This is a genomic window from Rhizobium sp. SRI_017 (assembly GCF_057586295.1).
In genome coordinates this window covers 173,543-198,500 of sequence record NZ_JBYCZP010000007.1, presented here as the reverse complement: position 1 = coordinate 198,500, position 24,958 = coordinate 173,543, and the positions used below count along the sequence as shown (strand labels likewise).

22 protein-coding genes are annotated in these 24,958 nt (G+C 62.6%); 14 read left to right on the top strand and 8 right to left on the bottom strand.

What is annotated here, in order from left to right; all coding sequences use genetic code 11:
• Positions 1-5 precede the first annotated feature (5 nt).
• A complete protein-coding gene (locus AC2YI2_RS17420) occupies positions 6-947 on the bottom strand; it encodes a 2-hydroxyacid dehydrogenase (protein ID WP_487387757.1) in 942 nt (313 codons plus the stop codon).
• Positions 948-1,111: 164 nt separating this feature from the next.
• Here AC2YI2_RS17420 and AC2YI2_RS17415 point away from each other — a divergent pair, with 164 nt between their 5' ends.
• The 9 genes from AC2YI2_RS17415 (at position 1,112) to AC2YI2_RS17375 (ending at position 11,957) form a co-directional block, all read left to right on the top strand.
• Entirely contained in the window at positions 1,112-1,873 is a 762-nt protein-coding gene (locus AC2YI2_RS17415) for an SDR family oxidoreductase (RefSeq protein WP_487387756.1), read from the top strand.
• Complete coding sequence (locus AC2YI2_RS17410; protein WP_487387755.1) at positions 1,842-2,408, top strand: gluconokinase; 567 nt, start codon at positions 1,842-1,844, stop codon at positions 2,406-2,408. Before AC2YI2_RS17415 ends, AC2YI2_RS17410 begins: the two co-directional genes overlap by 32 nt.
• Positions 2,389-3,285: an NAD(P)-dependent oxidoreductase gene (locus tag AC2YI2_RS17405; RefSeq protein WP_487387754.1), complete on the top strand. Its 897-nt coding sequence runs from the start codon at positions 2,389-2,391 to the stop codon at positions 3,283-3,285. Before AC2YI2_RS17410 ends, AC2YI2_RS17405 begins: the two co-directional genes overlap by 20 nt.
• A gap of 96 nt (positions 3,286-3,381) precedes the next feature.
• On the top strand, positions 3,382-4,878 hold the full coding sequence (locus tag AC2YI2_RS17400) for a sugar ABC transporter ATP-binding protein (RefSeq protein WP_487387753.1): 1,497 nt from the start codon (positions 3,382-3,384) through the stop codon (positions 4,876-4,878).
• A gap of 14 nt (positions 4,879-4,892) precedes the next feature.
• Positions 4,893-5,945 carry an ABC transporter permease gene (locus AC2YI2_RS17395; RefSeq protein ID WP_487387752.1) on the top strand — a complete coding sequence of 351 codons (1,053 nt, stop codon included), beginning with the start codon at positions 4,893-4,895 and terminating at the stop codon, positions 5,943-5,945.
• Between the two features lie 50 nt (positions 5,946-5,995).
• On the top strand, positions 5,996-7,093 hold the full coding sequence (locus AC2YI2_RS17390) for a substrate-binding domain-containing protein (protein ID WP_487387751.1): 1,098 nt from the start codon (positions 5,996-5,998) through the stop codon (positions 7,091-7,093).
• Between the two features lie 128 nt (positions 7,094-7,221).
• Positions 7,222-7,554, top strand: coding sequence for a hypothetical protein (locus AC2YI2_RS17385; protein WP_487387750.1), 333 nt, complete (start codon positions 7,222-7,224; stop codon positions 7,552-7,554).
• A 246-nt stretch (positions 7,555-7,800) separates the two neighbouring features.
• The gene (locus AC2YI2_RS17380) at positions 7,801-9,081 is read left to right on the top strand and encodes a glucoamylase family protein (protein WP_487387749.1); all 1,281 of its coding nucleotides are present in this window, start codon (positions 7,801-7,803) and stop codon (positions 9,079-9,081) included.
• Between the two features lie 293 nt (positions 9,082-9,374).
• Complete coding sequence (locus AC2YI2_RS17375; RefSeq protein ID WP_487387748.1) at positions 9,375-11,957, top strand: EAL domain-containing protein; 2,583 nt, start codon at positions 9,375-9,377, stop codon at positions 11,955-11,957.
• Between the two features lie 153 nt (positions 11,958-12,110).
• Here the strand turns inward: AC2YI2_RS17375 and trpA are convergent, their stop codons facing one another.
• The 7 genes from trpA to AC2YI2_RS17340 all read right to left on the bottom strand — a co-directional run bounded on the left by trpA (position 12,111) and on the right by AC2YI2_RS17340 (position 20,109).
• Positions 12,111-12,950, bottom strand: a complete 840-nt coding sequence (gene trpA, locus AC2YI2_RS17370; protein WP_487387747.1) for a tryptophan synthase subunit alpha — start codon at positions 12,948-12,950, stop codon at positions 12,111-12,113.
• Between the two features lie 2 nt (positions 12,951-12,952).
• Positions 12,953-14,131, bottom strand: a complete 1,179-nt coding sequence (gene trpB / locus AC2YI2_RS17365; protein ID WP_487387746.1) for a tryptophan synthase subunit beta — start codon at positions 14,129-14,131, stop codon at positions 12,953-12,955.
• Positions 14,132-14,136: 5 nt separating this feature from the next.
• Positions 14,137-15,069 (bottom strand): ABC transporter permease, encoded by a 933-nt coding sequence (locus tag AC2YI2_RS17360; protein ID WP_487387745.1) that lies wholly within the window; start codon positions 15,067-15,069, stop codon positions 14,137-14,139.
• Entirely contained in the window at positions 15,066-16,580 is a 1,515-nt protein-coding gene (locus tag AC2YI2_RS17355; protein ID WP_487387744.1) for a sugar ABC transporter ATP-binding protein, read from the bottom strand. The genes AC2YI2_RS17360 and AC2YI2_RS17355 overlap by 4 nt, the downstream gene beginning before the upstream one ends.
• A gap of 16 nt (positions 16,581-16,596) precedes the next feature.
• Entirely contained in the window at positions 16,597-17,511 is a 915-nt protein-coding gene (locus AC2YI2_RS17350; protein ID WP_487387743.1) for a sugar ABC transporter substrate-binding protein, read from the bottom strand.
• Positions 17,512-17,548: 37 nt separating this feature from the next.
• Positions 17,549-19,006: a xylulokinase gene (locus AC2YI2_RS17345; RefSeq protein ID WP_487387742.1), complete on the bottom strand. Its 1,458-nt coding sequence runs from the start codon at positions 19,004-19,006 to the stop codon at positions 17,549-17,551.
• 152 nt (positions 19,007-19,158) lie between these two features.
• A complete protein-coding gene (locus AC2YI2_RS17340) occupies positions 19,159-20,109 on the bottom strand; it encodes an AraC family transcriptional regulator (RefSeq protein WP_487387741.1) in 951 nt (316 codons plus the stop codon).
• Between the two features lie 262 nt (positions 20,110-20,371).
• On the opposite strand from AC2YI2_RS17340, the gene AC2YI2_RS17335 reads away from it, so the two are divergent.
• The 5 genes from AC2YI2_RS17335 to AC2YI2_RS17315 all read left to right on the top strand — a co-directional run bounded on the left by AC2YI2_RS17335 (position 20,372) and on the right by AC2YI2_RS17315 (position 24,957).
• Positions 20,372-21,190 carry an SDR family NAD(P)-dependent oxidoreductase gene (locus AC2YI2_RS17335; protein ID WP_487387740.1) on the top strand — a complete coding sequence of 273 codons (819 nt, stop codon included), beginning with the start codon at positions 20,372-20,374 and terminating at the stop codon, positions 21,188-21,190.
• Positions 21,191-21,271: 81 nt separating this feature from the next.
• The gene (locus tag AC2YI2_RS17330; protein ID WP_487387739.1) at positions 21,272-22,570 is read left to right on the top strand and encodes an ABC transporter substrate-binding protein; all 1,299 of its coding nucleotides are present in this window, start codon (positions 21,272-21,274) and stop codon (positions 22,568-22,570) included.
• Between the two features lie 86 nt (positions 22,571-22,656).
• Entirely contained in the window at positions 22,657-23,385 is a 729-nt protein-coding gene (locus AC2YI2_RS17325) for an ABC transporter ATP-binding protein (protein ID WP_487387738.1), read from the top strand.
• Positions 23,382-24,113, top strand: coding sequence for an ABC transporter ATP-binding protein (locus tag AC2YI2_RS17320; protein WP_487387737.1), 732 nt, complete (start codon positions 23,382-23,384; stop codon positions 24,111-24,113). Before AC2YI2_RS17325 ends, AC2YI2_RS17320 begins: the two co-directional genes overlap by 4 nt.
• Entirely contained in the window at positions 24,100-24,957 is an 858-nt protein-coding gene (locus tag AC2YI2_RS17315) for a branched-chain amino acid ABC transporter permease (protein ID WP_487387736.1), read from the top strand. The genes AC2YI2_RS17320 and AC2YI2_RS17315 overlap by 14 nt, the downstream gene beginning before the upstream one ends.
• Position 24,958: the final 1 nt, after the last annotated feature.

Here is a 24,958-nt window from a genome sequence, read left to right as displayed (position 1 = left end):
GGGCCTCAGACGACGGGAGTAAGGAGCGGTTGGCCGGCGAAATGGGCTGCGAGATTATCCCGCACCAGCCTACCCATGGCGCGTCGCGTCTCCTCCGTGCCCGAACCATGATGCGGATAGAGAACCACATTGTCGAGCGCGGCGAAGCGGCTGTCGATATTGGGCTCGCCCAGAAAGACGTCGAGGCCGGCGCCCTTGATCGCGTTGGTTTCCAGCGCCTTGAGCAGCGCCGCCTCGTCCACTGTCGTGCCCCGCGCGATGTTCACGAGAAAGCCATCGGGGCCAAGCGCATCCAGCACTTTGGCGCTGACGATACCTGACGTCGTCGGGCCGCCCGATAACGTGACCAAGAGAAAATCCGACCACTTCGCCAGTTCGACCAGATCGGGTTCGAAAGCCCAATCGAGTGCCTCGCGGCGATTGCGGGCGAAATAACGGATCTCGCAATCGAAGGCAGCGACCCGACGCGCAAGCGCCTCGCCGATCCTTCCCATGCCGGCAATGCCCACCTTCTTGCCGAAGAACCGCGTGGCAAGCGAAAAATTGCCCTTCGACCACTGCCCGCTGCGCACATGCGCATCGCCAGCCGGAACCTGTCGCGCAATGGCGAGTGCGAGCGCGATACCGATGTCGGCGACATCGCCAGTCAGCACATCGGGCGTATTGGTGACGCGAATATTGTTTGTCCTTGCATAGGCGAGGTCGATGCCATCGGTCCCCACACCATAACAGGAGACGATTTCCAGGTTCGGCAGCCGCTGCATCAGATCTGCCTTGGCGCCGAGTTCGCCACGCGTGGCGATGGCGCGAATGTCCGCGGCATGCGCCTCGATCAGAGAAACCTTGTTGTCGTCCTGCCATAGCTTGTGGACGCAATAAGCGTCTTCCAGCGGCGCCATGTCCCAATCCGGGTATGGTCCGATCATCAGGATTTCGGGCTTCGACAATGGATCCTCCAAAAATTTCCGCTTGGCACGGCTTGAAAATGTTATCGATAACATATATTCCGAACCCAACTTGTCAAGCTTGCCGACGTCAGGTTTGACATCCCGCCGACAAGATCGCAGGAAGCAGATCGAAACGGTCACGCGGGCGATGGAGGATCAGAATCATGTCACCGCTTTTCGATCTCGGCGGCAAACGCGCGCTCGTCACCGGCTCCAGCCAGGGCATCGGTCTGGCGCTTGCCGAGGGCCTCGCCGCGCATGGCGCCGGCGTCGTGATCAATGGCCGCGATGCCGCAAAGGTCGAGAAGGCCGCGCAGGATCTCACGGCGAAGGGCTATGTTGCGCATGGCCTGTCGTTCGATGTCACCCTGCCCAGCGTCGCCGAGAGCATCGACCGGATCGAGGCCGAAATCGGCGCGATCGATATCCTCGTCAACAATGCCGGCATGCAGTTCCGCACACCGCTCGAGGATTTTCCCGCCGAGAAGTGGGAGGAACTGTTGCGCACCAACATTTCCAGCGTCTTCTACACCAGCCAGGCGGTCGCCCGTCACATGATCAAGCGCGGCGCCGGCAAGATCATCAATATCGGTTCGGTGCAGAGCGAACTCGCCCGGCCCTCGATCGCCCCCTACACCGCCACCAAGGGCGCAGTGAAGAACCTGACACGTGGCATGGCGACCGACTGGGCGAAATATGGCCTGCAGATCAATGGCATCGGCCCCGGCTATTTCCGCACGCCGCTCAACCGGGCCCTTGTGGACAATCCGGAATTCTCGGCATGGCTTGAAAAGCGCACCCCGGCCGGTCGTTGGGGCGAGGTCGAGGAACTCGTCGGCGCCGCCGTCTTCCTGGCAGGCAAGGCTTCCTCCTTTATCAATGGACACATGCTTTATGTTGATGGCGGCATCACCACTTCGCTCTGAGGCCACGATCTATGTGATCATGGGCGTCTCGGGATGCGGCAAGAGCCTCGTCGGCGAGGCGATTGCCGCCAAGCTCGGCATGCCCTTCGTAGAAGGCGACACGCTGCATCCGGCGTCGAATGTCGCCAAGATGGCGCAAGGAATCCCGCTGACCGACGACGACCGCTTTCCTTGGCTGGACAAAATCGGCGCGGAAATCGGAGACGCTGGCCCTGAAGGTCTCGTGGTCTCGTGCTCCAGCCTGAAGAAGATCTATCGCGACCGCCTGCGCAGCTTTGCCGACGGTCGCGTGGTCTTCGTCTTCCTGAGCGGCTCTGAAGCCATGCTTGCCGAGCGGATGGCAGCGCGGCGCGGCCATTTCATGCCGGCCTCGCTTCTGAAGAGCCAGCTTGCGACGCTCGAAGACCCGACCGGCGAACCCGGCGTCATCACCATCGATGTTTCACCTCCCCATGGGCAGGTGATAGCGTCGGCACTGGCAGCCATTGCCATCAGGCAAGCAGACGAGGAAAGCAATGTCATCCGAAAGGCTTAGCACGGTCGCAGTCATCGGCGCCGGGATCATGGGATCGGCGATCGCCACGCGCCTGCTGGAGACCGGTCACGCGGTGCGGGTCTTCGATCTCGACAGCCAGAAGGTTGCCGCTCTCGTCGAAAAGGGCGCGCTGGCCTCTGCGAGCGCTGCCGAGGCAGTGGCTGCCTCGCGCTTCTGCATCCTCAGCCTCAACCACGCAAACATCGTCCGTGCGGCCGTGTTCGGCAAGGACGGCGTCGCGACCGCAGCCGCACCCGAGAAGCTCCTGATCGATATGTCGTCGATCGATCCGGCTGATACGGCCGACATGGCGGCGCGGCTCAAGGCCGACAGCGGCATGGCCTGGGTGGATTGCCCGCTCTCGGGCGGCATGCCCGGCGCTCTGGCCGGTAAATTGACCATCATGGCCGGGGGGGCGCCCGAGGATTTCGAGCGTGCCCGCGAGGTCATGCAGCATCTCGCTGCAAACTACACCCTAATGGGCCCGTCCGGCGCTGGCCAGACGGTGAAGCTGATCAACCAGTTGTTCTGCGGCGTGCTGTTCCAGGCGGTCGCCGAGGCCGTCAAGCTCGCCGAAGCCGGCGGCGTCGATCCCGCACTGATCCCCGCGGCGCTGGCCGGTGGACGGGCCGACAACCGCATCATGCAAGAATTCATGGCGAAATTCGCCGCCCGCGACTACGCGCCGACGGGGCGCATCGACAACATGCTGAAGGACCTTGATTCCCTCCAGGCCTTCGCGATGAAGACGAAGACCCCTATGCCGCTGACGGCGCAGGCAGTCGAGATCAACCGGCTGCTCTGCATGGCGGGGCTCGGACCGAGGGACTCGGCCGAGGCGATGCGCCTGCTGGATGGCTTTCAGACCAATCGGTGATTTGAGGCAACGATAGGCACGTCGCCTTTTGCACTTGACTCGACCGAAAATGTTATCGATAACATATAACTGAACAGGCCTTTGGGAGGAGTGACCGTGGCAGAGGACAGGCTTTTGGAGTTCCGCTCCATCACCAAGTCGTTCGGCGGCACGCGTGCGCTTTCCTCCGTTTCGGTCGATCTCGGCAAGGGTGAGATTCTTGCTCTCCTTGGCGAGAACGGCGCGGGCAAGTCCACCCTGATCAAGACGCTGGCCGGGATCTACAAGCCTGATAGTGGCGAGATCCTGTTCAAGGGTGCGCCCTATCACCACCGACCGCCGCAGCCGAATACGCGCCAGCCCGTCGCCTTCATCCACCAGGACCTTGGGCTGATCGACTGGATGACGGTCGGTGAGAATGTCGGGCTCGCCCAGGGCTTCTCGCTGCGTTCGGGCCTCATCAACTGGCGGTCCACCGAAGCCCGCGCCACCGAAGCGCTCCGCCTGGTCGGATGCGATTTCGATTCCTCCACCCGCGTGTCGCAGCTGACCCGGACCGAAAAGTCGCTGGTGGCGATCGCCCGCGCGCTTGCCGTCGAAGCCGATGTGCTGGTGCTCGACGAGCCCACGGCAAGCCTGCCGGCCGACGAGGTGGAACGGCTCTTCGCCGCGATCCGCCCGCTCAAGGAGCGTGGCGTCGGCATGATCTATGTCTCGCACCGCCTCGACGAGATCTTCCGCATCGCCGATCGCGTCGCGGTGCTGCGCGACGGCAAGCTCGTCGGGCAGAAGCCCGTGGCCGATACCAATCCCAACGAACTGATCGAGATGATCGTCGGCCGCTCGGCGTCCGAACTCTTCGTCCGCGCCCATACCAAGGTCGGAGAGCCGGTGGTCAAGGTGCGCGAGCTCACTTGCACCGACACCGCGCCGATCTCCTTCGATATCAGGCGCGGCGAACTCCTGGGCCTCGTGGGATTGCGCGGCGCAGGCCAGGAGCTGGTCGGCCGCGCGCTGTTCGGCAGCGAACCCTTCACCGGCGATGTTGCGATCCACGGCAGGGTGCCCGACCTCTCGTCCTCGATCTCGGCCATGAAATCGGGCGTCGGCCTGATCGCGCGTGATCGCACGGAGGAGTCGGCCGCGATGTCGCTGACGATCCGCGAAAACACCTTCCTCAATCCCGGCGCCACGGGACGCGGATTATTCTCTCTTCTGTCGCCATCGCAGGAGGCCGCCAATGCACGCGCCATCGGCGAGAGCGTCGGGCTCCGGCCCAACGATCCCGACATCGCCATCGAAGCGCTCTCCGGGGGCAACCAGCAGAAGGTCATCGTCGGCCGCTGGCTGGCGACCGGCCGCCAGTTGCTGATCGCCGAGGACCCAACAGCTGGTGTCGATGTCGGCGCCAAGGCCGATATCTACCGCCTCATCGCCCGCGCACTCGAATCCGGCCTCGCGGTCATCGTCGTTTCCACCGACTTCGAGGAAGTCGCCCATATCTGCCACCGCGCACTGGTCTTTTCGCGCGGCGCCATCGTCCGTGAACTCGAGGGAGCGGAGCTCAGCGTCCAGTCCCTGATATCGGCGGCTTCGGCCTCCGAAGCCGCCTGAGAGGAAGTCCGACCATGCAGTCCATCCAATCCACCGCGCTCGAGCCGACCCGAAGCGAATTGCAGGGCCTGACGACCGGCCAGAAGATTGCCCGCTTCATTCCGGTCTACGGCCTGGTCCTGCTGACCGTGTTCCTCATCCTGCTGTTCTCGATCCTGCTGTCGGACACGTTCCCGACGCTGCTCAACCTGCGCTCGATCATCTCCAACAAGGCGATCATCGCGCTCCTGTCGCTCGCGGCCATGATCCCGATGGCGGCCGGCCGCATCGACCTGACCATCGGCTACGGTATCGTGCTCTGGCACATCCTCGCGATTTCGCTGCAGACCATGTACGGCTTTCCCTGGCCGATTGCGGTCCTGGCCGTGCTCCTCCTCGGCGTGATCACGGGCTTCCTCAACGGCCTGCTGGTCGAGGTCGCCAAGATCGATTCCTTCATCGCCACGCTCGGTACCGGCACCGTGCTCTATGCGATCGCGCTGTGGCATACCGGCGGCCGGCAGGTCGTCGGCGTCCTGCCCGATGCCTTCTATGCGCTCAATGGCACAATGGTGCTGGGCCTGCCGATCACCGGCTTTTATGTGCTCGCCATCGCCATCGTCATGTATGTCGCACTCGAATACACGCCGATGGGCCGCTACGTCTATGCGATCGGCGCCAACCCGAAGGCAGCCGCGCTCAACGGCATTCCCGTGCGCAAGTTCGTGATCGGCGCCTTCATCTGCTCCGGCTTTCTTTCGGCGCTGGCCGGCGTGCTGCTCGCCTCAAAACTCCGGATCGGCCAAGCCAGCGTCGGCCTCGAATATCTCCTGCCGGCGTTGGTGGGCGCCTTCCTCGGCTCCACGACGATCAAGCCCGGTCGCGTCAATGTCTGGGGCACCCTTATCGGCGTCATCATTCTGGCCGTCGGCATCGCCGGCATCCAACAGTTCGGCGGTTCGTTCTTTGTCGAGCCGATGTTCAATGGTGTGACACTGCTGGTCGCCATCGGCATCGCCGGTTACGCCCAGCGCAAGAAGGGCGCCGTCATCAAGCGCCCGGCGCCCACCACCAAGGGCGCGGCGTGAGGAGCGCCGTCTGAGATTTCCATCATTTTGGTCTAACGGAGGAGGAACCAATGAACCGTAGACAATTCCTGCAGGGCAGCGTCGCCATTCTGGCGATGGTTGCCGCTACACCCGCGCTCGCCGACGCCATGGCCGACGCCAAAGCGGTGGTCGAAAAATACGCGACCAAGGTTGACAAGTGGGACGGCCCGACCACCGGCCCGAAGGCCCAGGCCGGCAAGAGCATCGTCATTCTCGCGGCCGACATGAAGAACGGCGGCATCCTTGGCGTCGTCAACGGCATCCAGGAAGCGGCCACAGCCATCGGCTGGACCGTGACCGTGCTCGATGGCGCGGGCTCGATCGACGGCCGCACCGGAGCCTTCGGCCAGGCCATGACGCTCAAGCCCGACGGCATCATCATCAATGGTTTCGATGCCGTCGAACAGCAGACGGCGATGGACGAGGCGAAGAACGCCAAGATCCCCATGGTGTCCTGGCATGCCGCCTCGGCCGTCGGCCCCGTGCCCGAGGTCGGCGTCTTCGCCAATGTCACGACCGATGCGATGGAAGTGTCCAAGGCCGCCGCGGACTACGCCTATGTCGATGCCGGCGGCAAGCCGGGCGTCATCATCTTCACCGATTCGACCTATGCGATTGCGATCGCCAAGGCCGACCGGATGAAGCAGGAGATCGAGACGCTGGGTGGCACCGTGCTCGAATATGTCGACACGCCGATTGCTGAAACCTCGCAGCGCATGCCGCAGCTGACCACGACGCTCCTGCAGAAATACGGAGACAAGTGGACGCACTCGCTGGCGATTAACGACCTCTATTTCGACTTCATGGGGCCTTCGCTTGCAGCGGCAGGTATCGCGGGCGACGGTGCGCCGATCAGCGTTGCCGCCGGCGACGGTTCGGAAAGCGCCTATCAGCGCATCCGCTCCAAGCAGTACCAGAAGGTCACTGTTGCCGAGCCGCTCAACCTGCAAGGTTGGCAGCTCATCGACGAATTGAACCGCGCGATTTCAGGCGAACAATGGTCGGGCTACGTGTCGCCGCTGCATGTCGTGACCTCTGACAATGTCGAGTTCGACGGCGGTCCGAAGAACACCTTCGACCCCGATAACGGCTATCGCGACGAATACAAGAAGATCTGGGGCAAGTAAGCCCCGGACGCCCTCTCTCGACATGCCCTGGCGGGCCGTGATCCGGCCCGCCTCCTTCTCAAGACAATCCGAGGCCTTCCAACCGGCGATGTCGTCCGCCGGCGGTGGCTCGCGCGCTGGAGTACCCGATGATCATCCGTTACGCACTGTTTGAAGGCAAAATCCTCGAGGGCCGCGAGGCAGAATTCCGAGCCTTCGTGAAGGCGCGTCTGGTGCCGCTCTGGACGCAGTTTCCCGGCGCGGAGGAAGTGAGGGTGCTCGACGGCACCGAGCGTGACGAGGGTGCCCCCGAATACGCCATGGCGCTCGCGATCCGCTATCCCGACATGGCGGCCGTAGAAGCGGCATTGCAGTCCGATGTGCGCTTCGAGAGCCGCAACGTGACTGCGGAGCTTCTCAAGCTTTTCATCGGCAAGGTTCACCACCATGTCTTCGAGGCCAACGAATATCTGCCGACCTGAAGCCGCTCTATTGCTGCTTCTCAAGGCGCCTGACTGTTGATTGCCACCGATAGCTGGCTCTGACGCGTGTGTGGAACGGCCCGGCTGGCAGGGTTTGTTCTGCGGAAATTGCTGTTGGACAACGAAGTCATATGTCCGACCTATCAGCGCGGCCATCAACCGCTGGCTACCACGTGTGCAACAACAAGATCATTTCGCTGTCATGTGGTACGAGGCCAAACCTCAACGCCGAGCTTCCCAGCTTCCATGACGAAGACGCCACCCCATGCAACGCCGCTCGAAGACCTGCTCGACCACGTCCAGAGGGCGACGATTGCCTATTTCTGGGAGGGTGCGCATCCCGTGAGCGGACTCGCCTATGATCGCCGGTTGACCTGGGGCGACGCGCGCAATGATCTCGTCTCCATCGGAGGCTCGGGCTTCTCGTTCCTTGCTATCATCGTCGCCGTCAGTCGTGGCTGGATCGGGCGCCGGCAAGCGATTGAGAGAATGCTTCGAATCGTCGCCTTTCTGGGAACAGTCCCACGCTTTCATGGCGCATTCCCGCATTTCATAAACGGTGCAACCGGACACGTTGTCCCGTTCTCGCGCTATGACGACGGCAGCGATCTCGTCGAGACCGCCCTCCTCCTGCAGGGCTTGATTTGCGCACGTCAATATTTTGATGACGACGATTTCGAAGAGCAGCTACTACGAACACAAATCCAGCAATTGGTCGATGACGTTGAATGGCATTGGTACACGCTCGGCCCATCCGAGGCGCTGTCCTGGCATTGGAGCCCAAAACACCAATGGAAGATGGGGCTTCCAATCACCGGTTGGAACGAGGGTCTGATAGCCTACATTCTCGCGGCCGGCGCGGGACAACACGCGATTGACGGCAACATCTTTCATCGCGGCTGGGCCGGAAATGGCGCCTTGCGAAATGGCAACAGCTACTACGGCCACATACTGCCGGTGGGCCGGCCGTTTGGAGGTCCTTTGTTTCTGGCTCATTGCTCATTCTGCGGCCTTGATCCGAGCCGGATGCTCGACGAATATTGCAACTACTGGGAACAGAACCTGGCCCATAGTTCGATTCACCATGCGCACGCCGTGGCCAATCCGAACGCGCATGCCGGCTATGGTGCGGCTTGCTGGGGGCTGACGTCGTCACATGGACCGAGGAGTTATGTCACCAGCGCGCCAGACAACGACCTCGGCATTATTGCCCCAACCGCGGCCCTTTCCAGTTTTCCATATCTGCCCGCGGCAGCCGAAGCCGCGCTGAGGCACTATCTTGCGATTGCCCATGGCCGATTGTGGGGTCGCTACGGCTTCGTCGATGCGTTCGCGGCCGATGGCCGGTGGATTTCCAAGAGCTATCTCGCCATAAACCAGGGGCCGATCGTGGCAATGATCGAGAACCATCGGTCGGGGCTGCTATGGGAGCTATTTATGGACGCGCCTGAGATCAAGCTTGGCCTCGAAAGGCTTGGAATTGGCTCGCCGATGGCTTCCGGTCGGGTTCGAAAGAACGCCTCATAGGCGCACCACATGAGTGGAGACTTTGCTGGCTTTGAGATTGGCCCCAGCCCTTCGGCACCAACCGCCCTATGGGAGACAACCAATGTGCGGTCTCGTACGCCGAACGCACGCTTGCTTTAGCAAGGCTTAATATTTCATTCATCCTCCACCGGCAATAGTCCACCATGTTGCCGATAAAGGAGGCATGAGTGTCTTTGGAACGAAAGTCGAAAACATCGACTCCGCGTTACACGTCCGATGGCTCAGCCGCTTCGGGCTCCGCCACGGATACCCTTTCTTTGCTGCCGACTCTGATGGCTCAGATGCTGCGCTACCAGACGGCGATGGACAACATTTCTCAAGGCGTGTGCGTTTTTGACGGTGAGCACCGATTGGTCCTCAGCAATGATCGATATGCCGAACTCTACCGTCTGGACCCCGAGCTGCTGCAACCCGGCATGGCGCTTCGGGAAATTATCGACCTTCGTTTTCAAAGCGGCATTTGTCCGATGGACCCGGCCGAGGAATACCATGCCTTTTGCATCTCAGCCGAAGTCGCCGGCCGCAGCCATGTGCGCAACGCTGAACTCAGCGATGGCAGGGTCATCCGCATTTGTCACCAGCCTATGGCTGACGGTGGATGGGTCGCCACCCATGAGGATGTTTCCGACAAGATAGCGAATGCGGCACTTGCCAATGAGCGCCTGTCGTTGCAGCATCTGATCGACACAGTGCCAGACTACCTTTGGGTCAAGGATCTGGAATGCCGCTTTGTCGTCGCCAACAAGGCGCTCGCGACTGATTGCGGCAGGACCCCAGCCGAAATGATCGGCCTTTCCGATGCAGACTTCCATTCGCCCGAATTGGCGAAGTCTTTTCGCGAGTCCGAACTGGCGATCCTGGCAACCGAAATACCGATGATCGATCGGGAAGAATGCGTTCTCGATGCGACCGGCACGCGCAAATGGCTTGCGTCAACCAAGATGCTATTGCGCGACGAAAACAATGTCGTTTTCGGCTTGGTTGGCATCGCCAGGGACATAACAGAACGCAAGCGTTCGGAAATGCTGGGCAAGGGCCAGGCAAAAGTTCTCGAAATGATCGCAACGGCGGCGCCGCTGCAGGATATTCTGACCGAGCTTGTTCATCTCATCGAGGGACAGCTAACGGGCATTGTCGGGTCCGTATTGCTGCTCGACGCCGACGGACTGCATCTATGGCATGGTGCTGCTCCAAGTCTCCATCCCGCCTATATTGACGCGATCAACGGCGTGAGGGTCGGACCAAATGTTGGTTCATGCGGCACTGCCGTTCATCGCCGTGAACCTGTCATCGTCGCGGACATCCAGGCCGACCCGCTCTGGGCCGACTATCGAGGCCTGGCGTCAACCTTCGGCTATCGTGCCTGCTGGTCGGCACCGATCATCTCGCATGCAGGCCCGGTGCTCGGTACCTTCGCGATGTATTCGGAGACCATACGCCAGCCTACCGATTCGGAGAGAGCCCTCATCGATGTCGCAACGCGCATCGCAGGCATAGCGATCGAAAGGAAACTCGCCGAGGAGCGCATCCAATATATAGCCACCCACGATGTGCTGACGAACCTTCCCAATCGTACGGTTCTGAGCGACCGGGTTTCCCAGGCGATCGAGCGCGCTGCAAGCCGCGATCAGAGTGTGTCTGTCATGTTCATTGACCTGGACAGGTTCAAGCTCGTGAACGACAGTCTCGGCCACGAGGCTGGCGACGAGCTTCTGCAAATTGTTGCCAAGCGGATGCAACAGCACGTGCAGGTATCCGACAGCGTCGTCAGGATAGGTGGAGATGAGTTCGTCATCCTTCTGCCGGATCGGCCGAAAGACACAAATGCTGCTGCCACCACTTGCCAAAGACTCATCGACGCCATCTCCGCCCCACTCCAGATCGGGGGGCACAAGCTTCAAGTGACCTGCAGCATCGGCATTGCCAACTATCCTGCGGATGGCGCCGACACTCAGACACTACTCGCCAACGCTGACGCCGCGATGTATCAAGCCAAGAACATCGGCCGCGACAATTTCCAGTTCTATTCTTCCGATTTGAATGCCAAGGCGCATCAGAAGCTGATGCTTCATGAACAATTGCGCAACGCAATTGCCCGCTCGGAATTGATCCTGGAATACCAACCACAGATAGACCTGCGAACTGGCGAGATCTTCGCCGCAGAGGCTCTGCTTCGCTGGAACCACCCAGTGATGGGCCGGATCTCGCCGGCGGAGTTCATTCCGCTAGCGGAAGAGACCGGCCTCATTGTGCCGATTGGCGAATGGGTGATCACCGAAGCGTGCCGACAGAACAAGGCATGGCAAGACGCCGGGCTTAGACCGACAAGCGTATGCGTAAACGTTTCGGCGCGTCAGTTCTCCGACAAGAATCTGGTAGCGCACGTTCGGAACGCGTTGAAAGCCAGCAATCTCGCAGCGAATCTTCTCGAACTGGAACTGACCGAGAGCCTGATCATGCAGGACATCGGTCAGGCTCTCGATACGATGTCCGAATTGCAGTCGCTGGGCGTGCAGCTTTCCATTGATGACTTTGGGACAGGGTATTCCAGCCTGAGTGCTCTGAAGAATTTCCCCGTCACACGTCTTAAGATCGACAAATCGTTTATCAACGATCTTGCCTCGAACGAGAGCGACCGGACGGTTGCCAGCGCGATCATTCTCCTCGGCCAAAAGCTCAACCTGAGAGTAATCGCCGAAGGCGTAGAAACCAAGGAGCAGATGCAGTTCCTACAGGACAACAACTGCGACGAAATGCAGGGATATCTGTTCAGCAAGCCCGTGTCGGCAGCGGAGTTCCAAGAGTTGGCACACAGGAGGTTGGAGTTCCCAACCCCGCAGGACATCGAAGAGTGACATCCGCATTCGGCGTGACTGTGGGTCGAAAGGGATTTGACGGTGTTATCAGGTCGACGTTGGGCCCACGATGAGTGTCGCCGGATCGCCTCGAGCCTGTCAAATGCACGCTCGTCCGGAATAACCCGACATCGGCCTTCAGCGCGATACTTCTCACTCACGAATGGCGAGAACTCCATCGATCCCGCGCCGATATTCCATGGTCAGGTCGCCCGCTGCGGCGGCAAAGCCCTCTCCGCCCCGTTCGATCCTCATCCGCTCGAATTCCTCGATAAGCACTGAAGCCACAACAACGCCATCGGCAATCTCGGCGACAGCGGCGGCCATTCGAGGGCTCTTCACGCCGAAGCCAACCATGACCGGGAGATCGCTCGCCAGCCGACACCGGGCGACAGCTTCGGCAATGGCCTGTGTGGAGGCGGAGGGACCGCCGGTCGGCCCGACCACGGGGATGCAATACAGGAAACCCCCGACGCCGGCATGGCGGGAAGTAAAGTCTTCCGCGGCGACCGTTGGCGCCGCGAGCGGGATGAAGAACAGGCCCTTGCGGGAAACAACATCGAGAAGGGGCTCTGCCTCGCGCAATGGCAGATCGGCGACGATGAGGCCGTCGATTCCCGCTGCGGCGGCGCGAGCCACGAACGCATCGTATCCCATGGTCACGATGGGGTTCGCATAGCCCATCAATATGATGGGTGTCATGTCGTCCTCGGCACGGAAGGCGGCGCAGAGGTCGAATGTGCGAGAGAGGCTGCCGCCCGCGGCGAGTGCCCGGCGGTTGGCCTTCTGGATCGTCGCACCATCGAGGATCGGATCGGAGAACGGATGTCCGATCTCGAGGAGATCGATGCCGTTTCGCACCAGCAGACGCAGGCGCGCGAGGCTTTCGTCGAAGGACGGGTCGCTGGACAGGGTGAAGGTCGCGAAGGCGCTGCGTCCCTCGGATTTGAGCCGGCGGAACATCAGGTCGATCCGGTTGCCTTTGCGTGCCATCGTCAGTCTCCGGGCCAGATCATGTCGAGGTCCTTGTCGCCGGCGGCGGGCACCATCACGACGATTGCGTGGTTGCGATCATAGAGCCTCGCGATGCGTTCGGCTGCCGCGACGGCGTGCCCTGCCTCGAGGGAAACGAGGATGCCCTCCCGGGCTGCGAGCCCAAGCACGGCCTGGCGTGCCTCGTCGTCGGCGATGGCGATGGTTTCCACGCGGCCGCGCTCGACGAGGTCGGCAATTTCAGGTGCAGAACCTGGATAGGCCAGCCCCGGCGCGACCGAAGCGACGGGCAGGATCTGTCCGTGTTCGTCAGCCAGTACGAGCGTTTCGGCGCCGTGGAATATGCCGCGCCGGCCTTTGCCGAGCCGCTCCGAATGCAGCGCACCATCACCGCCCGTTCCGCCAGCCTCGACCGCGATCAGCCGGATCTGCGGGTCACCGACGAATGCGGAAAAGATGCCGATCGTGGAGGAACCGCCGCCGACGGCCGATAGGATAGCCTTCGGCAGTATGCCAGCCTCGATCAGCTGCAGCCGTGTCTCGCGGCCGATCACCGCCTGGAAGGCGCTGACCATGGCCGGATAGGGATGCGGGCCGATGGGGGCGCCGGCCAGATAGGCTGACGTGGCGCTGTTGCCCATCCAGTGGCGGGTTGCGGCCGAGGTCGCTGAGCTCAATGTCCGTTCTGCATCCTCGACCACCTTCAGATCCGCGCCGAAAGCGCGCATTTTCTTGATCGTCGCGGCATGGCGCGCAGCATCGCGGCTGCCCATGTAGATCGTACAACCGAGCCCGAGCCTTGCTGCGACAGCGGCGGCTGCGACGCCGTTCTGGCCCGAACCCGTATCGGTGACAACGGAACGGAATCCCATCCGGGCGGCGAGAAGGCACTGGCCGAGGGCAGAGTTGGCATAATTGCCGCCATTGAAGGTCAGGTCGTCGCGCTTGAGGATGATGCGCGCGCCGCCATTGACCGAAGCGAACGTGGTGGTCTCGAAGATCGGCGTCGGCCGACCGACGAAGCGCGCGAGTAGGCCTTCGAGTTCACGGTGGAAGGACGGGTCGGACCAGGCATCGTCAAAGGCGGCCTCCAGCCGGTCAAGCACCGGGAGCAGCACCGGCGCCACGAACTGTCCGCCGAACCGACCATAGCGGCCCGGTCGCTGACGTGCTGTGGTCATCTCCATCATCCCGCCTGCTTGCCGATCCGGCGCACCAGCACGGCGGAGAGGATGATCGTGCCGGTGATGATGTCCTGCAGGAAAGTCGAGACACCGAGGATGGTCAGGCCGTTGCCGATCACGGCGATGATACCGGCGCCCACCACCGTGCCCGGCAGGTTCGCCTCGCCTTCGCGGAACGCCGTCATGCCGAGGAACACGGCGGCATAGGCGCTGAGCAGATAGCCTCCGCCGCCGGTGGGATTGGCGCTACCGATGCGGGCGGTGAGAAGGATGCCAACCAGAGCCGCGAGCATGGCCGAGACGACGAAGGCGGTCATCGTATTGGAGACGATGGGCACGCCCGCCAGCCGTGCGGCCTCCCTGTTGCCACCGATCGCATAGAGCCGGCGACCGATCTCCAGCTTGTCCAGCAGGACCCAGACCGCGAGTGCGATCACAATGAGCCACCATGTCAGGGTCGGTAGGCCCAAAGCACGACCGCGGGCGATATCGCGGAAACCAGCCGGGATGTCGCCGAGCAGGGTTGCGCCATCGGAAATCCAGAAGGTGATGCCGCCGATGATCGTGCCGGCGGCGAGCGTGGCGATGAAGGAGAGCACCTGGAAGCGGGAGACGATGTAGCCCGAGACTGCACCGAAAATGGCCGCAACCGTGAGCACCAGCAGGCAGGCAAGGGGCGCCGGCACGCCGAGCTTGAAGAGATAAACGACGAAGATGCCGCCGAAGGAGACGATCGCTGCCGTCGAAAGATCGAACTCGCCGACGGCCATCACCACCGTGGCGCCGATGGCGACGATCGCCAGCAGCGTCATCTGCTGGGTGATATTGATCAGGTTCGACATCGAGCCGAACGCACCTGGCGAGGCGATCGAGAAGACGACGATGATCGCGACGAGCGCGAACAGGGTCCCGTATTGTCTGGCAATGCCGGTCATGCGGCTGGAACTTTCCTGGTGTCTTGGTGGAATGCAGCGTCGATGATCCGGGGTGGGGTCAGTTCCCCGGATTCCAGGCGCGCGGTGACTTCGCCATTGGCGAAGACCACGACACGATGGGCGAGCGCGAGAAGCTCGTCCATGTCGCTGGTCGTCATAAGCACGGCCGCCCCTTCGGCCGCAATGCGCCTGACAATGGCGTGGATCTCCGCCTTGGCGCCGACATCGACGCCGCGGGTCGGCTCGTCCAGGATCAAGAGCCGGATGCGCCCGCCGAACCAGCGGCCGAACAGCAGCTTCTGCTGGTTGCCACCCGAGAGCGTGAGCGGCATGGCCCAGGGCGAACTCATCTTCACCGAGAGCTGCTTGCGGATATCCTCCGTTCGGGCGGCCAGCAGGCTGCGGCTGGTGAGCGGTAAGGCTGGATTGGAGCGGACGCGGCCGAGATCGCTGATCGCGAGGTTTTCGGCGATGGAACGCGCAGTCACCAATCCCTCATGTCGACGATCTTCCGGCACATAGGCTCCACCAAGGCGGATCCGCCCCCGGATGTCGCCCGGCTTCAGCGGCTGGCCATCGATCGCAATCGTGCCACCTTCGGATGATCGCGAACCCCAGACCATCTTCATGAAGGAAGATCGCCCGGCGCCGACGAGACCATAGAGGCCGAAGATTTCGCCTTCGGACACGGCGAGCGACACGCTGTTGCCGCGCCGGCCGAACGGCAGGTTCTTGACCTCGAGAACCGGCTTGCCAACCATGGTCGGCGACGGGCGACCGCTAGCGATCTCCTCATGGCCCGACATCAGGCGCACCAGATCGGCACGCGTCGTGCCCTGAATGGCGCCGGTGCCCGCGGTGGTCCCATTGCGCAGCACGGTGAAGCTGTCGCAGATCTCGGCGACCTCATCGAGACGGTGTGAAATGTAGATGATGGCGACACCGCGGGCGGCCAGTGCCCGCACCGCCTGGTGAAGCCGCCTTGCCTCGCCTTCGGAGAGCGACGCGGTCGGCTCGTCCATGACGACCAGCCGCGCCGGCTCGTTCATCAATGCCCGAATGATCTCGACGAGCTGCTTCTGGCCGGTGGTCAAGCGGCCGGCCGGTATGTCCAGTGGCAGATCGGGCGCGATCGCGGCGGCTGTTCCGCTGACCGCGCGCCACATGGCCGCGCGATCGATGAACGGCCCGCTCCGGGGATAAGCACGGCCGACAAAGGCATTCTCGACCGCGTCGAATTGCGGCACGAGGCTGAGTTCCTGGTGAATGAAGCGGAAACCCTGCGCCTCCGCCTGGCGCACGCCGTCGATCGACGTTGGCCGGCCATCGATGCGGAGCTCTCCGGCGTCCGGCCTCACGAGGCCGGACAGCGTCTTGATCAGCGTCGACTTGCCGGCGCCGTTTTCGCCGAGCAGGCCATGCACCGACCCGGCGGCGACGGAAAGGTCGGCGCCGGCGAGGGCACGCACACCGCTGAAGCGTTTCTCGAGTCCCCGGATCTCCAGCAGCATGGCGCTTACCCTTCGCTTATGGGCACTTCACGCCGAGCGACTCCGGCGTGATCATGACGGCCGGGACAAAGATCTCGTCCTTGTCGGCCTTGCCGCCGCCGAGGATCTTTTCGAGCTGCTCGGCGCCAACCGCCGCCATTTTCGGGAAGTCCTGGCGGAAGGTTGCCTTGTAGCGGCTGCAGGCCTTGATCATGTCGATCGCCTGCTGGCTGCCGTCGATGCCCATGATGATGAATTTGGCATCCGCCTTTTCCGACTCCGTCGCGAGCTCCGCGCCGACGCCCGGATCGTCCCAGGCAGCCCAGACGCCATTGATCTCGTCGCCGTGCTGTTTGAGGATGTTTTCCATTGCCACCCGGCCGTCGTCGATCGGACCGGGCACCTTGACGAAATGGTCGGCGATGACCTTCACATCAGGGTTCTTCTTCAGTGCCTCGTCGAGCGCCAGTTCACGCTGATGCACACCGGGATGGGCAGAATGGAAAAATTTCACGATGTTGCCCTTGCCGCCCAGCGCCTTGAACAGTGCGTCGGAGAGCTGTGCGCCGAGATCGAAATTGTTCGACGTCACGTTGACGGCAACGTTCGGATTCTTGGAACCGTCGAGCGAGATCACGGGAATGCCCGATTTCGCCGCCAGCTCGACCTGGTCGCCCACCTGCGCGGGATCGGTCGAGATCAGCACGATGGCCGAGGCCTTGGCATTGACGGTGTCTTCGAGGCGCGACGCCAGCTGGCCGAAGTCGTTGCGGGTGTCGATGATGGTCACGTTCCAGCCGCGCTTTTCGCCTTCGGCCTTGAAGCTCTGTGCCATTTCGTTGGTCGGCACCGAGCTGATATAGGGCGTCAGGATGGTGACATCCGTGGCAAACGCCGCGGAGGCCGATGACAGGAGTGCCGCAATGGCAGCTCCGATTGCAAGTCTTCTCATTGTCCTGCTCCTCTTCTGGAAATGATGGCTTCGTCTGTCATTGCGGCCCGCCCGTCCGGATCAGGCCGATAGGGCGAAGTGCGTCGACCGCGCTTCGATAGGCTTGGAACATCGCGTCATAGCGTCCGGCCCGTCGCGGATCAGGCTCGAAGACCCGCTCGACGCTGGTCATGGCGGGCACGGCGTCGGCGATGGTCTTGAACGCGCCGATGCCGACGGCGGCGAGAATGGCGCCGCCCAGGCAGCCGACATCGGTAAAGGCGAAGCGATGCAGGGGAATGCCGAGGCAGTCTGCCCGGATCTGGCTCCAGAGATCGGAGCGGGCACCGCCGCCGCCATAGAGCATGTGCTGCGGGGTGAATCCGGCGGCGTCGACAAGCGATCCCATGGCGTGGCGTGCCGCAAGTGCCACGCCTTCGAGCACGGCAAGGGCGAATTCCGGGCCGCCGGTGCGGCTATCGAGACCGATAAATGCGCCGCGAATCTCGGAATCCCAGAGCGGCGCGCGCTCGCCCTCGAGATGCGGCAAGAACAGGATTGGGTGGTCGTCGCGATTGGCGCAGGCGGCAAGCTCCGGGACTTCGCTTGGGTCGACACCTGCGGTCGCCGCCCACCAGCGTAGCGAATCCGCGCCGCTCTGCGTCGGGCCGGCATTGACGACAAGCCCCTCGATCGTGGCGAAGGTGACGATGCCGGGCGCGCCGATGCGCTTGGCGCCGGCGAGCGCAAGGATCTCGGACGTGCCGCTGACATACATGCCCTGACCCGGCCGGAAGACACCGCAGCCGAAAAGGTTGCCCCACGCATCCATCGTGCCGGTGACGACAGGTACCCGCCTTCCGGACGAGCCGAGTGCCATCTCGCCGGCGATTTCGGTGAAATGCCGGAGCGGCGGAAGCTTCCCGGCGGCACCGGGGACGCGATCGATGAGCGCGTTGATATAGCGATGGTCGAGGCCGACCTGGCCAAAGGAGGAGATCGGGTCTGATGCGGCCTGCCCTGTCAGATGCAGCAGGCAGAAATCCCGCGTCGACAGCACCTGATGGGTCTGTGCCCAGAGTGCGGGATGATGCCTGGCGAACCACATCATCTTGGCCAGCACATGGCTCGCGCCGATCGGCTGTTCCGCACCCCACCAGGTGCGCTTCTCGGCTGGATCGATCATGGCGTCGAGCCTGGCAGCCTCCTCGCCGGCACGGATATCCTGCCAGGTGATCGCCGGTGCCAAGGGCCTCCCGGACCGGTCGACGAAGACATCGGTGTTGACCTGGCTGCAGAGACCGACCGCACGGATGTCGGCCGGGTTGCGATAAACCAGCAGACCATCGATCGCATCGCGGATGCCGTCGAGCCAATGCTGCGGATTCTGCTCCACCATGCCCGCCGCGGGGCGCTCTGTCGGATAGGTGCGGCTCCAGTGGTCGAGCACGGCGCCGTTCATGTCGAACAGCGCAGCCTTGACTGAAGTCGAACCGATATCGAAACCGATGAGCATTCCATTCTCCCGCCGACCACCCCTTTTCGGTGATCAGGCGGACCTTAGGCGCGTGTCATGGAAGTGTCATGAGGGATGCGGGGCCGGAAAACCTCGGCTGTCACGAATTCTGCAGGATGTGGATAGTGCGACGGCCTGGCCAGCGCCAGACGCTAGTGATCGCGGCGGATATCCGCCGAGGGCAGCACGCCGAACGTGTCTTTGTAGGTCGCGGAGAATCGTCCGAAGTGATGGATGCCGACGTTGCGGGCGGCCTCCGCGGCAGGCCGTCCTTCCTCCGTGATCAGCCGCCGGGCGGCTTCCATGCGGATGCGCGTCAGGACCTCATGCGGCGTGCGCTGATAATAGGTCTGGAAGCCGTCATAGAGAGCTCGTTCCGAGACGCCAACCTCCCGGGCGATGGCAGGCATCAGCAGCCGTTCAGCGTAGCGGATCTTCAATGCATCCATCGCCTGCTTCACATGGCGCGGCGAGGCATGCAGCCGCTCGGGTACGATCGAAATGCCCGATGTGAATGCCATGTTGCGCAGGAGTTCGTCGACGACGGAGCCGAGCGCGGCATCGACCGACTCGGGCTCGATCGAACAGGCCGGATCGGAAAAAATCTCGGCGAAAGCCCGCAGGACGGAAGCAAGATGGCGGCCATACGGAGTCTCTAAGTCTATGATCGGATTGAAGATTGGATTGCCGGCAATGCGGCGGCGCGCGGCTCGGACAAGCCGGTCTTCGACGAGCTGGTGATCGATCTGAAGCATCCATTGCCGCGTTCCCTCCCGCCAGTGGGAGTGGAATTTCGGGCCGGGTGAAAGGATGAGCGCCTGGCCGGGCTTCGAGCTGATGCACTCCCTGCCGAAGGTGATGTCGACGCCGCCGGCCAGCGGCATTTCAAGCATGTAGAATTCATCGAAGCGGGAACTGACAGAGACCTTGTTACCATATTGCAGGAAGTTGAAACCCGACCCGCCGAACTGTATCCGCCGGTGTCGGAAATCGACTGCTTCGGTCTTGTCCTCGGGTGTCAGACGATGATCGCAATAGGAAGTCGCGAGATAGGCTTCCGCCTCTCCCAGCGCTGTCGCTCTTGCCTCCTTGACCTCCAACACCGAACTCTCCGCCAGCAGTCCGCCTCAGACGTAGAGCAGTATTGCAGCGAGTGATGATGGCGGCAAGAGCCGGATGGCGGGCGTGGCCCTTCCGTCCGGCATGCGCTTTGCCTTTCACACTGTCACTAAACCCGGAAAACATCGCGGCCCCAACATCGTGATCTGGGCATGAATCTTCATAACATTTCGGCATATTAATCTTGAAAAGAATTATCAAAACACGGATCGTTCACTGTTAGCCTTCTTGGAGGGAGGAGGCAGAATGGCGACATTGCAGGACATGTTCGACGTTCGCGGCAAGTCGGTTATCGTTACCGGCGGCGCCAGCGGCATCGGTCGAGCCTATGCGGAGGTCATGGCGGACAACGGCGCGCGGGTCTGCATTTTCGATCTCAATCCGGCAACGCTTGAAACCGTAGTGGCCGAAATCAAGGCCAATGGCGGCGATGTCTGGGGACAGGTCGTCGATGTCTCGGACCGACCGCGCATGCAGGAGGCGTTCGATGCGGTGGCCGAGCGCCACGGCCGGATCGACGTGGTCTTCGCCAATGCTGGCATCGATCCCGGCCCGGGCTTCCTGTCGACGGAGGGTGGACGCATCCCGGAGGGCGCTATCGACGCGCTCGACGACGCGCAATGGGATCGCGGCATCGAGGTCAATCTCACATCGGTCTACACGACGGTCAAGAATTCTGCCCGGCACATGAAGAAATCGGGCGGCGGCCGGATCATCGTCACATCCTCGATCGCCGCACAGATCAACGAGGCGATCGTCGGCACCTCCTATATGCCCGCTAAGGCCGGCGTCGACCATTTCGTCCGCCAGATGGCGATGGAACTGGGGATGTTTGGCATCCTCGTCAACTGCATTTCGCCGGGCCCCTTCATGACCAACATCGCCGGTGGACGGCTGAAGATCCCCGCCGATCGCAAGGCTTTCGAGGAACAATCACTGATCGGGCGGATCGGAGACCCCGAGGACATCAAGGGTCTCGCGCTCTACTTGGCGTCACCCTGCTCGTCCTACGTCACGGGCAGCCAGATCGTGATCGATGGCGGTGCGATGAACCGCATCAAGTAATGTGACTGCCGGCCAGGGAGGAACGGCCGGCCGTCACCGGTTTGCATGCAGACGACGAAACACCAGAGGGAGGAGACCAAGGTGGACCTGAATACGAAATTGATAAGACCATCGCGCCGGACCGTGCTCAAGGGCATGGGTGCCGGTCTGGCCGCGTCGGCGCTCGGCGCGCCAATGATTGCCCGGGCGCAATCTGCCGGAACGATCAAGCTCGGCTTCATCACGCCCGCGACGGGCCCGCTCGCGCTGTTCGGCGAGACCGACGGCTGGGCGGCCGACAAGATCAAGGCTCTTCTGAAGGACGGCCTGGAGACTGCGGCCGGCAAGTTCGACGTCGAGATTCTGATCCGCGACAGCCAGTCCGATCCGAACCGCGCCGCAGAAGTCGCCGGCGACCTGATCCTGAACGACGGCGTGCATCTGCTGCTGCCGGCATCGACGACCGATACTGTCAGCCCCTCGGCCGACCAGGCGGAACTCAACGAGTGCCCGTGCCTGTCGACCGGTGCGCCGTGGCAGGCGATCATCATGCCACGCGGCGGCGCCGACAAGCCGTTCAACTGGACCTATCACTTCTTCTGGGGCCTCGACGAGGCGCTCAACACCTTCGTCGGTCTGTGGAACACGCTCGACACCAACCGCAAGGTCGGCATGCTGTTTCCGCAGAACGCCGATGGCGAGACCTGGGGCAACAACGACTACGGCCTGCCGGTGCCGACCAAGAAGGCCGGTTTCGAGATCACCGTCCCGGGCTTCTTCCAGCCACGCACCAACGACTATTCGGCGCAGATTGCCGCCTTCAAGAATGCCGGCTGTGAGATCGTCGGCGGCATCACCTATCCTGATGACTTCAAGACCTTCATCAACCAGTGCGCCCAGCAAGGCTACAAGCCCAAGGCCATTACCGTGGCCGCTGCGTTGCTGTTCCCGGGTGGCGTGCAGGCGCTCGGGCCGCTCGGCGACGGCATGTCGTCCGAGGTGTGGTGGACACCCGCCTTCCCCTTCAAGTCGACGCTGACCGGCCAGGTGAGCCGCGATATCGCCGACCAGTGGGAGAGCGAGACCAAGAAGCAGTGGACGCAGCCGCTCGGCTACAGCCACGCAATCTGGGAAGTGGCGCTCGACATTCTCAAGCGTTCGTCCAACCCGCTCGACCGCACCGCAAACCGCGATGCCATGGTGGCAACCAAAATCGACACGTTGATCGGCAAGGTCGACTTCTCCAGCGGCCCGCACAAGAACGTTTCGACGACGCCGATCTTTGGCGGCCAGTGGGTCAAGGGCGATAAGTGGCCCTACGACTTGAGGATCGTCGACAACACCGTCAACAAGCTCTTCGAACCCGAACAGAAGATGAAGGTAATCCCCTGGGCGAGCTAAGCCCGGCGATCCGCAAGACTAACCCGAGTGCATGATGACCGGCGGGGGCGTGTTTCTATGCACGCTCCAGCCGGAAGTGGAGGCGCATGTTGGACGGCGTATTGCTAGAAGCGAGAGGGTTGAGCAAATCCTTCGGCGCCTTGCGCGTCCTGCACGACATTGGTTTCGATGTCCGGCGTGGCGAGGTGCTTGGCATCCTTGGTCCCAACGGAGCCGGGAAGACCACGCTTTTCAATCTGATCAGCGGCGACTTGAGGAACGATGCCGGCGAGCTTGTCTTCGCCGGGCAACGCCTCGTCGGCCAGCCTCCCCATTTGCGGTGCAAGATCGGCATCGGCCGCACCTACCAGATCCCCCGCCCCTATGTCGGCATGTCGACATTCGAAAACCTGCTCGTCGCCGCGACTTTTGGCGGCGGGCGTTCCGAGGCAGAGAGCTACGCGTTCTGCGCCCAGATTCTCCGCGATTGCGAACTTTCCGACAAGGCCAACCGCTCGGCGGGCTCGCTGACGCTGCTCGACCGCAAGCGGCTGGAATTGGCCCGTGCGCTTGCGTCGAGCCCGAGCCTGCTGCTGCTCGACGAGATCGCCGGCGGGCTGACCGACGAAGAAGGCAAGGCGCTGGTGCAGCTGATCCGGCGCATTCGCGACCGCGGTGTGACGATCGTCTGGATCGAGCATGTGCTGCATGCGCTGCTCGCCGTGGCGGACCGGATCATGGTGCTGAATTTCGGCGAGAAGATCGCCGAAGGCCTGCCCGACGAGGTCATCAAAAATGCTGAAGTCAGACGCGTCTATATGGGGATCGAGGTATGACGGGCGCTGCACTTCTCTCCACCCATCTACTCAAGGCGCGCTACGGCGACTTCCAGGCGCTTTACGGTGTTGATTTCGAGGTCGCCGCGGGTGAAGTCGTCGCCCTGATCGGCGCGAATGGCGCTGGCAAATCCACGCTTCTGAAATCGATCATGGGTCTGTTGCGCGTTGCGCCCGACATGGTGCGCCTCGATGGCAGGCCGGTCGGCGGCAGCCAGCCACACAGGATGGTGGCGGACGGCGTGGCCATCGTACCCGAGGGTCGGCGGCTCTTCGCGGGCATGTCTGTTGTCGACAATCTCCGCGTCGCCATGGACCACGCGGCACCGGCCCACGGTGAGGCCTGGACGATCGAACGCGTCTATGCGCTGTTCCCGATCCTGAAGGAAAAGCAGGTGGTCCCGGTGCAGTCGCTGTCCGGCGGCCAGCAGCAGATGGTCGCCATCGGCCGGGCACTGCTCAACCAGCCGCGCCTGCTGCTCTGCGACGAGATCAGCCTTGGCCTGGCGCCCAAGGTCGTCCGCGAAATCTACCAGTCGATCCCGTCCATCTCAAAGAGCGGCACTGCGGTCGTGGTGGTCGAGCAGGATGTCGGCCTGGCCAAGTCTGCTTCGGACCGGCTCTACTGCATGCTGGAGGGCCGCGTCACGCTGACCGGGCGATCGGCGGAGATGTCCCGCGAGGCGATCGGAGAAGCCTATTTCGGAGCATCCCATGCAGTGGCTTGATGGACTGGTTCAAGGCATCCTGCTCGGCGGGCTCTACGCGCAGTATGCGCTCGGCATGGCGTTGATGTTCGGGGTGATGCGCTTGGTTAACGTCACCCATGGCGACCTGATGATCCTGCTGGCGTTGATTGGCATCAGCCTCGCCTCGACCTTCGGGCTCGGCCCATGGTCGGTGCTGGTGATTCTCGTGGCGCTCGGCGGCGTCATCGGCGTCATCCTGCAGCGGCTGATTCTCGACCGGGTGGTCGGCGCCGACCCGCTGCCGTCGCTGATCGCGACCTTCGGACTGTCGATCGCGCTCCAGAATGCGATGTTGCAGGTGTGGTCGGCCGATACCCGTTCGCTGCCGAGTGGCGGCATCGCACAGGCGTCTTTCCAGGTCGGTCCGCTCTTCGTCGGCGTGCTGCCCATGATCGTTCTGATCACCGCGACTGTCCTGACGGCGGGACTCGCGAGCACGATGCGCTACACCCGCTTCGGCCGGTCGTTGCGCGCGGCCTCCGCCGATGTCGAGGCCGCGGCCATGACCGGCGTGAACCCCAAGACGGTTTATGCCGGTGCGACCGCGTTGGCCGTGGCGATTCTCGGTTTTGCCGCCGTGTTCCAGTCGATGCGCTCGACCGTCTCGCCTGCTGACGGTGCCTTCCAGCTGATCTACGCCTTCGAAGCGGTGATCATCGGCGGCATGGGCTCGATCTGGGGCGCATTCATCGGCGCGATGGTGCTCGGCATCAGCCAGTCGATCGGTTTCCGCATTGACCCTGGTTTCGGCATCCTGGCCGGTCACATTGTCTTCCTGCTCATTCTCGCATTGCGGCCGCAGGGCCTTCTCGGAAAGGAGTGAG

Bases quoted from the DNA above. Each gene is read 5' to 3' on its own strand.
- AC2YI2_RS17390 (WP_487387751.1), top strand. From the start codon at position 5,996: ATGAACCGTAGACAATTCCTGCAGGGCAGCGTCGCCATTCTGGCGATG.
- AC2YI2_RS17410 (WP_487387755.1), top strand. From the start codon at position 1,842: ATGTTGATGGCGGCATCACCACTTCGCTCTGAGGCCACGATCTATGTG.
- trpB (WP_487387746.1), bottom strand. From the start codon at position 14,131: ATGACCACAGCACGTCAGCGACCGGGCCGCTATGGTCGGTTCGGCGGA.
- AC2YI2_RS17415 (WP_487387756.1), top strand. From the start codon at position 1,112: ATGTCACCGCTTTTCGATCTCGGCGGCAAACGCGCGCTCGTCACCGGC.
- trpA (WP_487387747.1), bottom strand. From the start codon at position 12,950: ATGGCACGCAAAGGCAACCGGATCGACCTGATGTTCCGCCGGCTCAAA.
- AC2YI2_RS17360 (WP_487387745.1), bottom strand. From the start codon at position 15,069: ATGACCGGCATTGCCAGACAATACGGGACCCTGTTCGCGCTCGTCGCG.
- AC2YI2_RS17385 (WP_487387750.1), top strand. From the start codon at position 7,222: ATGATCATCCGTTACGCACTGTTTGAAGGCAAAATCCTCGAGGGCCGC.
- AC2YI2_RS17325 (WP_487387738.1), top strand. From the start codon at position 22,657: ATGTTGGACGGCGTATTGCTAGAAGCGAGAGGGTTGAGCAAATCCTTC.
- AC2YI2_RS17395 (WP_487387752.1), top strand. From the start codon at position 4,893: ATGCAGTCCATCCAATCCACCGCGCTCGAGCCGACCCGAAGCGAATTG.
- AC2YI2_RS17375 (WP_487387748.1), top strand. From the start codon at position 9,375: ATGGCTCAGATGCTGCGCTACCAGACGGCGATGGACAACATTTCTCAA.
- AC2YI2_RS17315 (WP_487387736.1), top strand. From the start codon at position 24,100: ATGCAGTGGCTTGATGGACTGGTTCAAGGCATCCTGCTCGGCGGGCTC.
- AC2YI2_RS17335 (WP_487387740.1), top strand. From the start codon at position 20,372: ATGGCGACATTGCAGGACATGTTCGACGTTCGCGGCAAGTCGGTTATC.
- AC2YI2_RS17380 (WP_487387749.1), top strand. From the start codon at position 7,801: ATGACGAAGACGCCACCCCATGCAACGCCGCTCGAAGACCTGCTCGAC.
- AC2YI2_RS17350 (WP_487387743.1), bottom strand. From the start codon at position 17,511: ATGAGAAGACTTGCAATCGGAGCTGCCATTGCGGCACTCCTGTCATCG.
- AC2YI2_RS17320 (WP_487387737.1), top strand. From the start codon at position 23,382: ATGACGGGCGCTGCACTTCTCTCCACCCATCTACTCAAGGCGCGCTAC.
- AC2YI2_RS17355 (WP_487387744.1), bottom strand. From the start codon at position 16,580: ATGCTGCTGGAGATCCGGGGACTCGAGAAACGCTTCAGCGGTGTGCGT.
- AC2YI2_RS17345 (WP_487387742.1), bottom strand. From the start codon at position 19,006: ATGCTCATCGGTTTCGATATCGGTTCGACTTCAGTCAAGGCTGCGCTG.
- AC2YI2_RS17405 (WP_487387754.1), top strand. From the start codon at position 2,389: ATGTCATCCGAAAGGCTTAGCACGGTCGCAGTCATCGGCGCCGGGATC.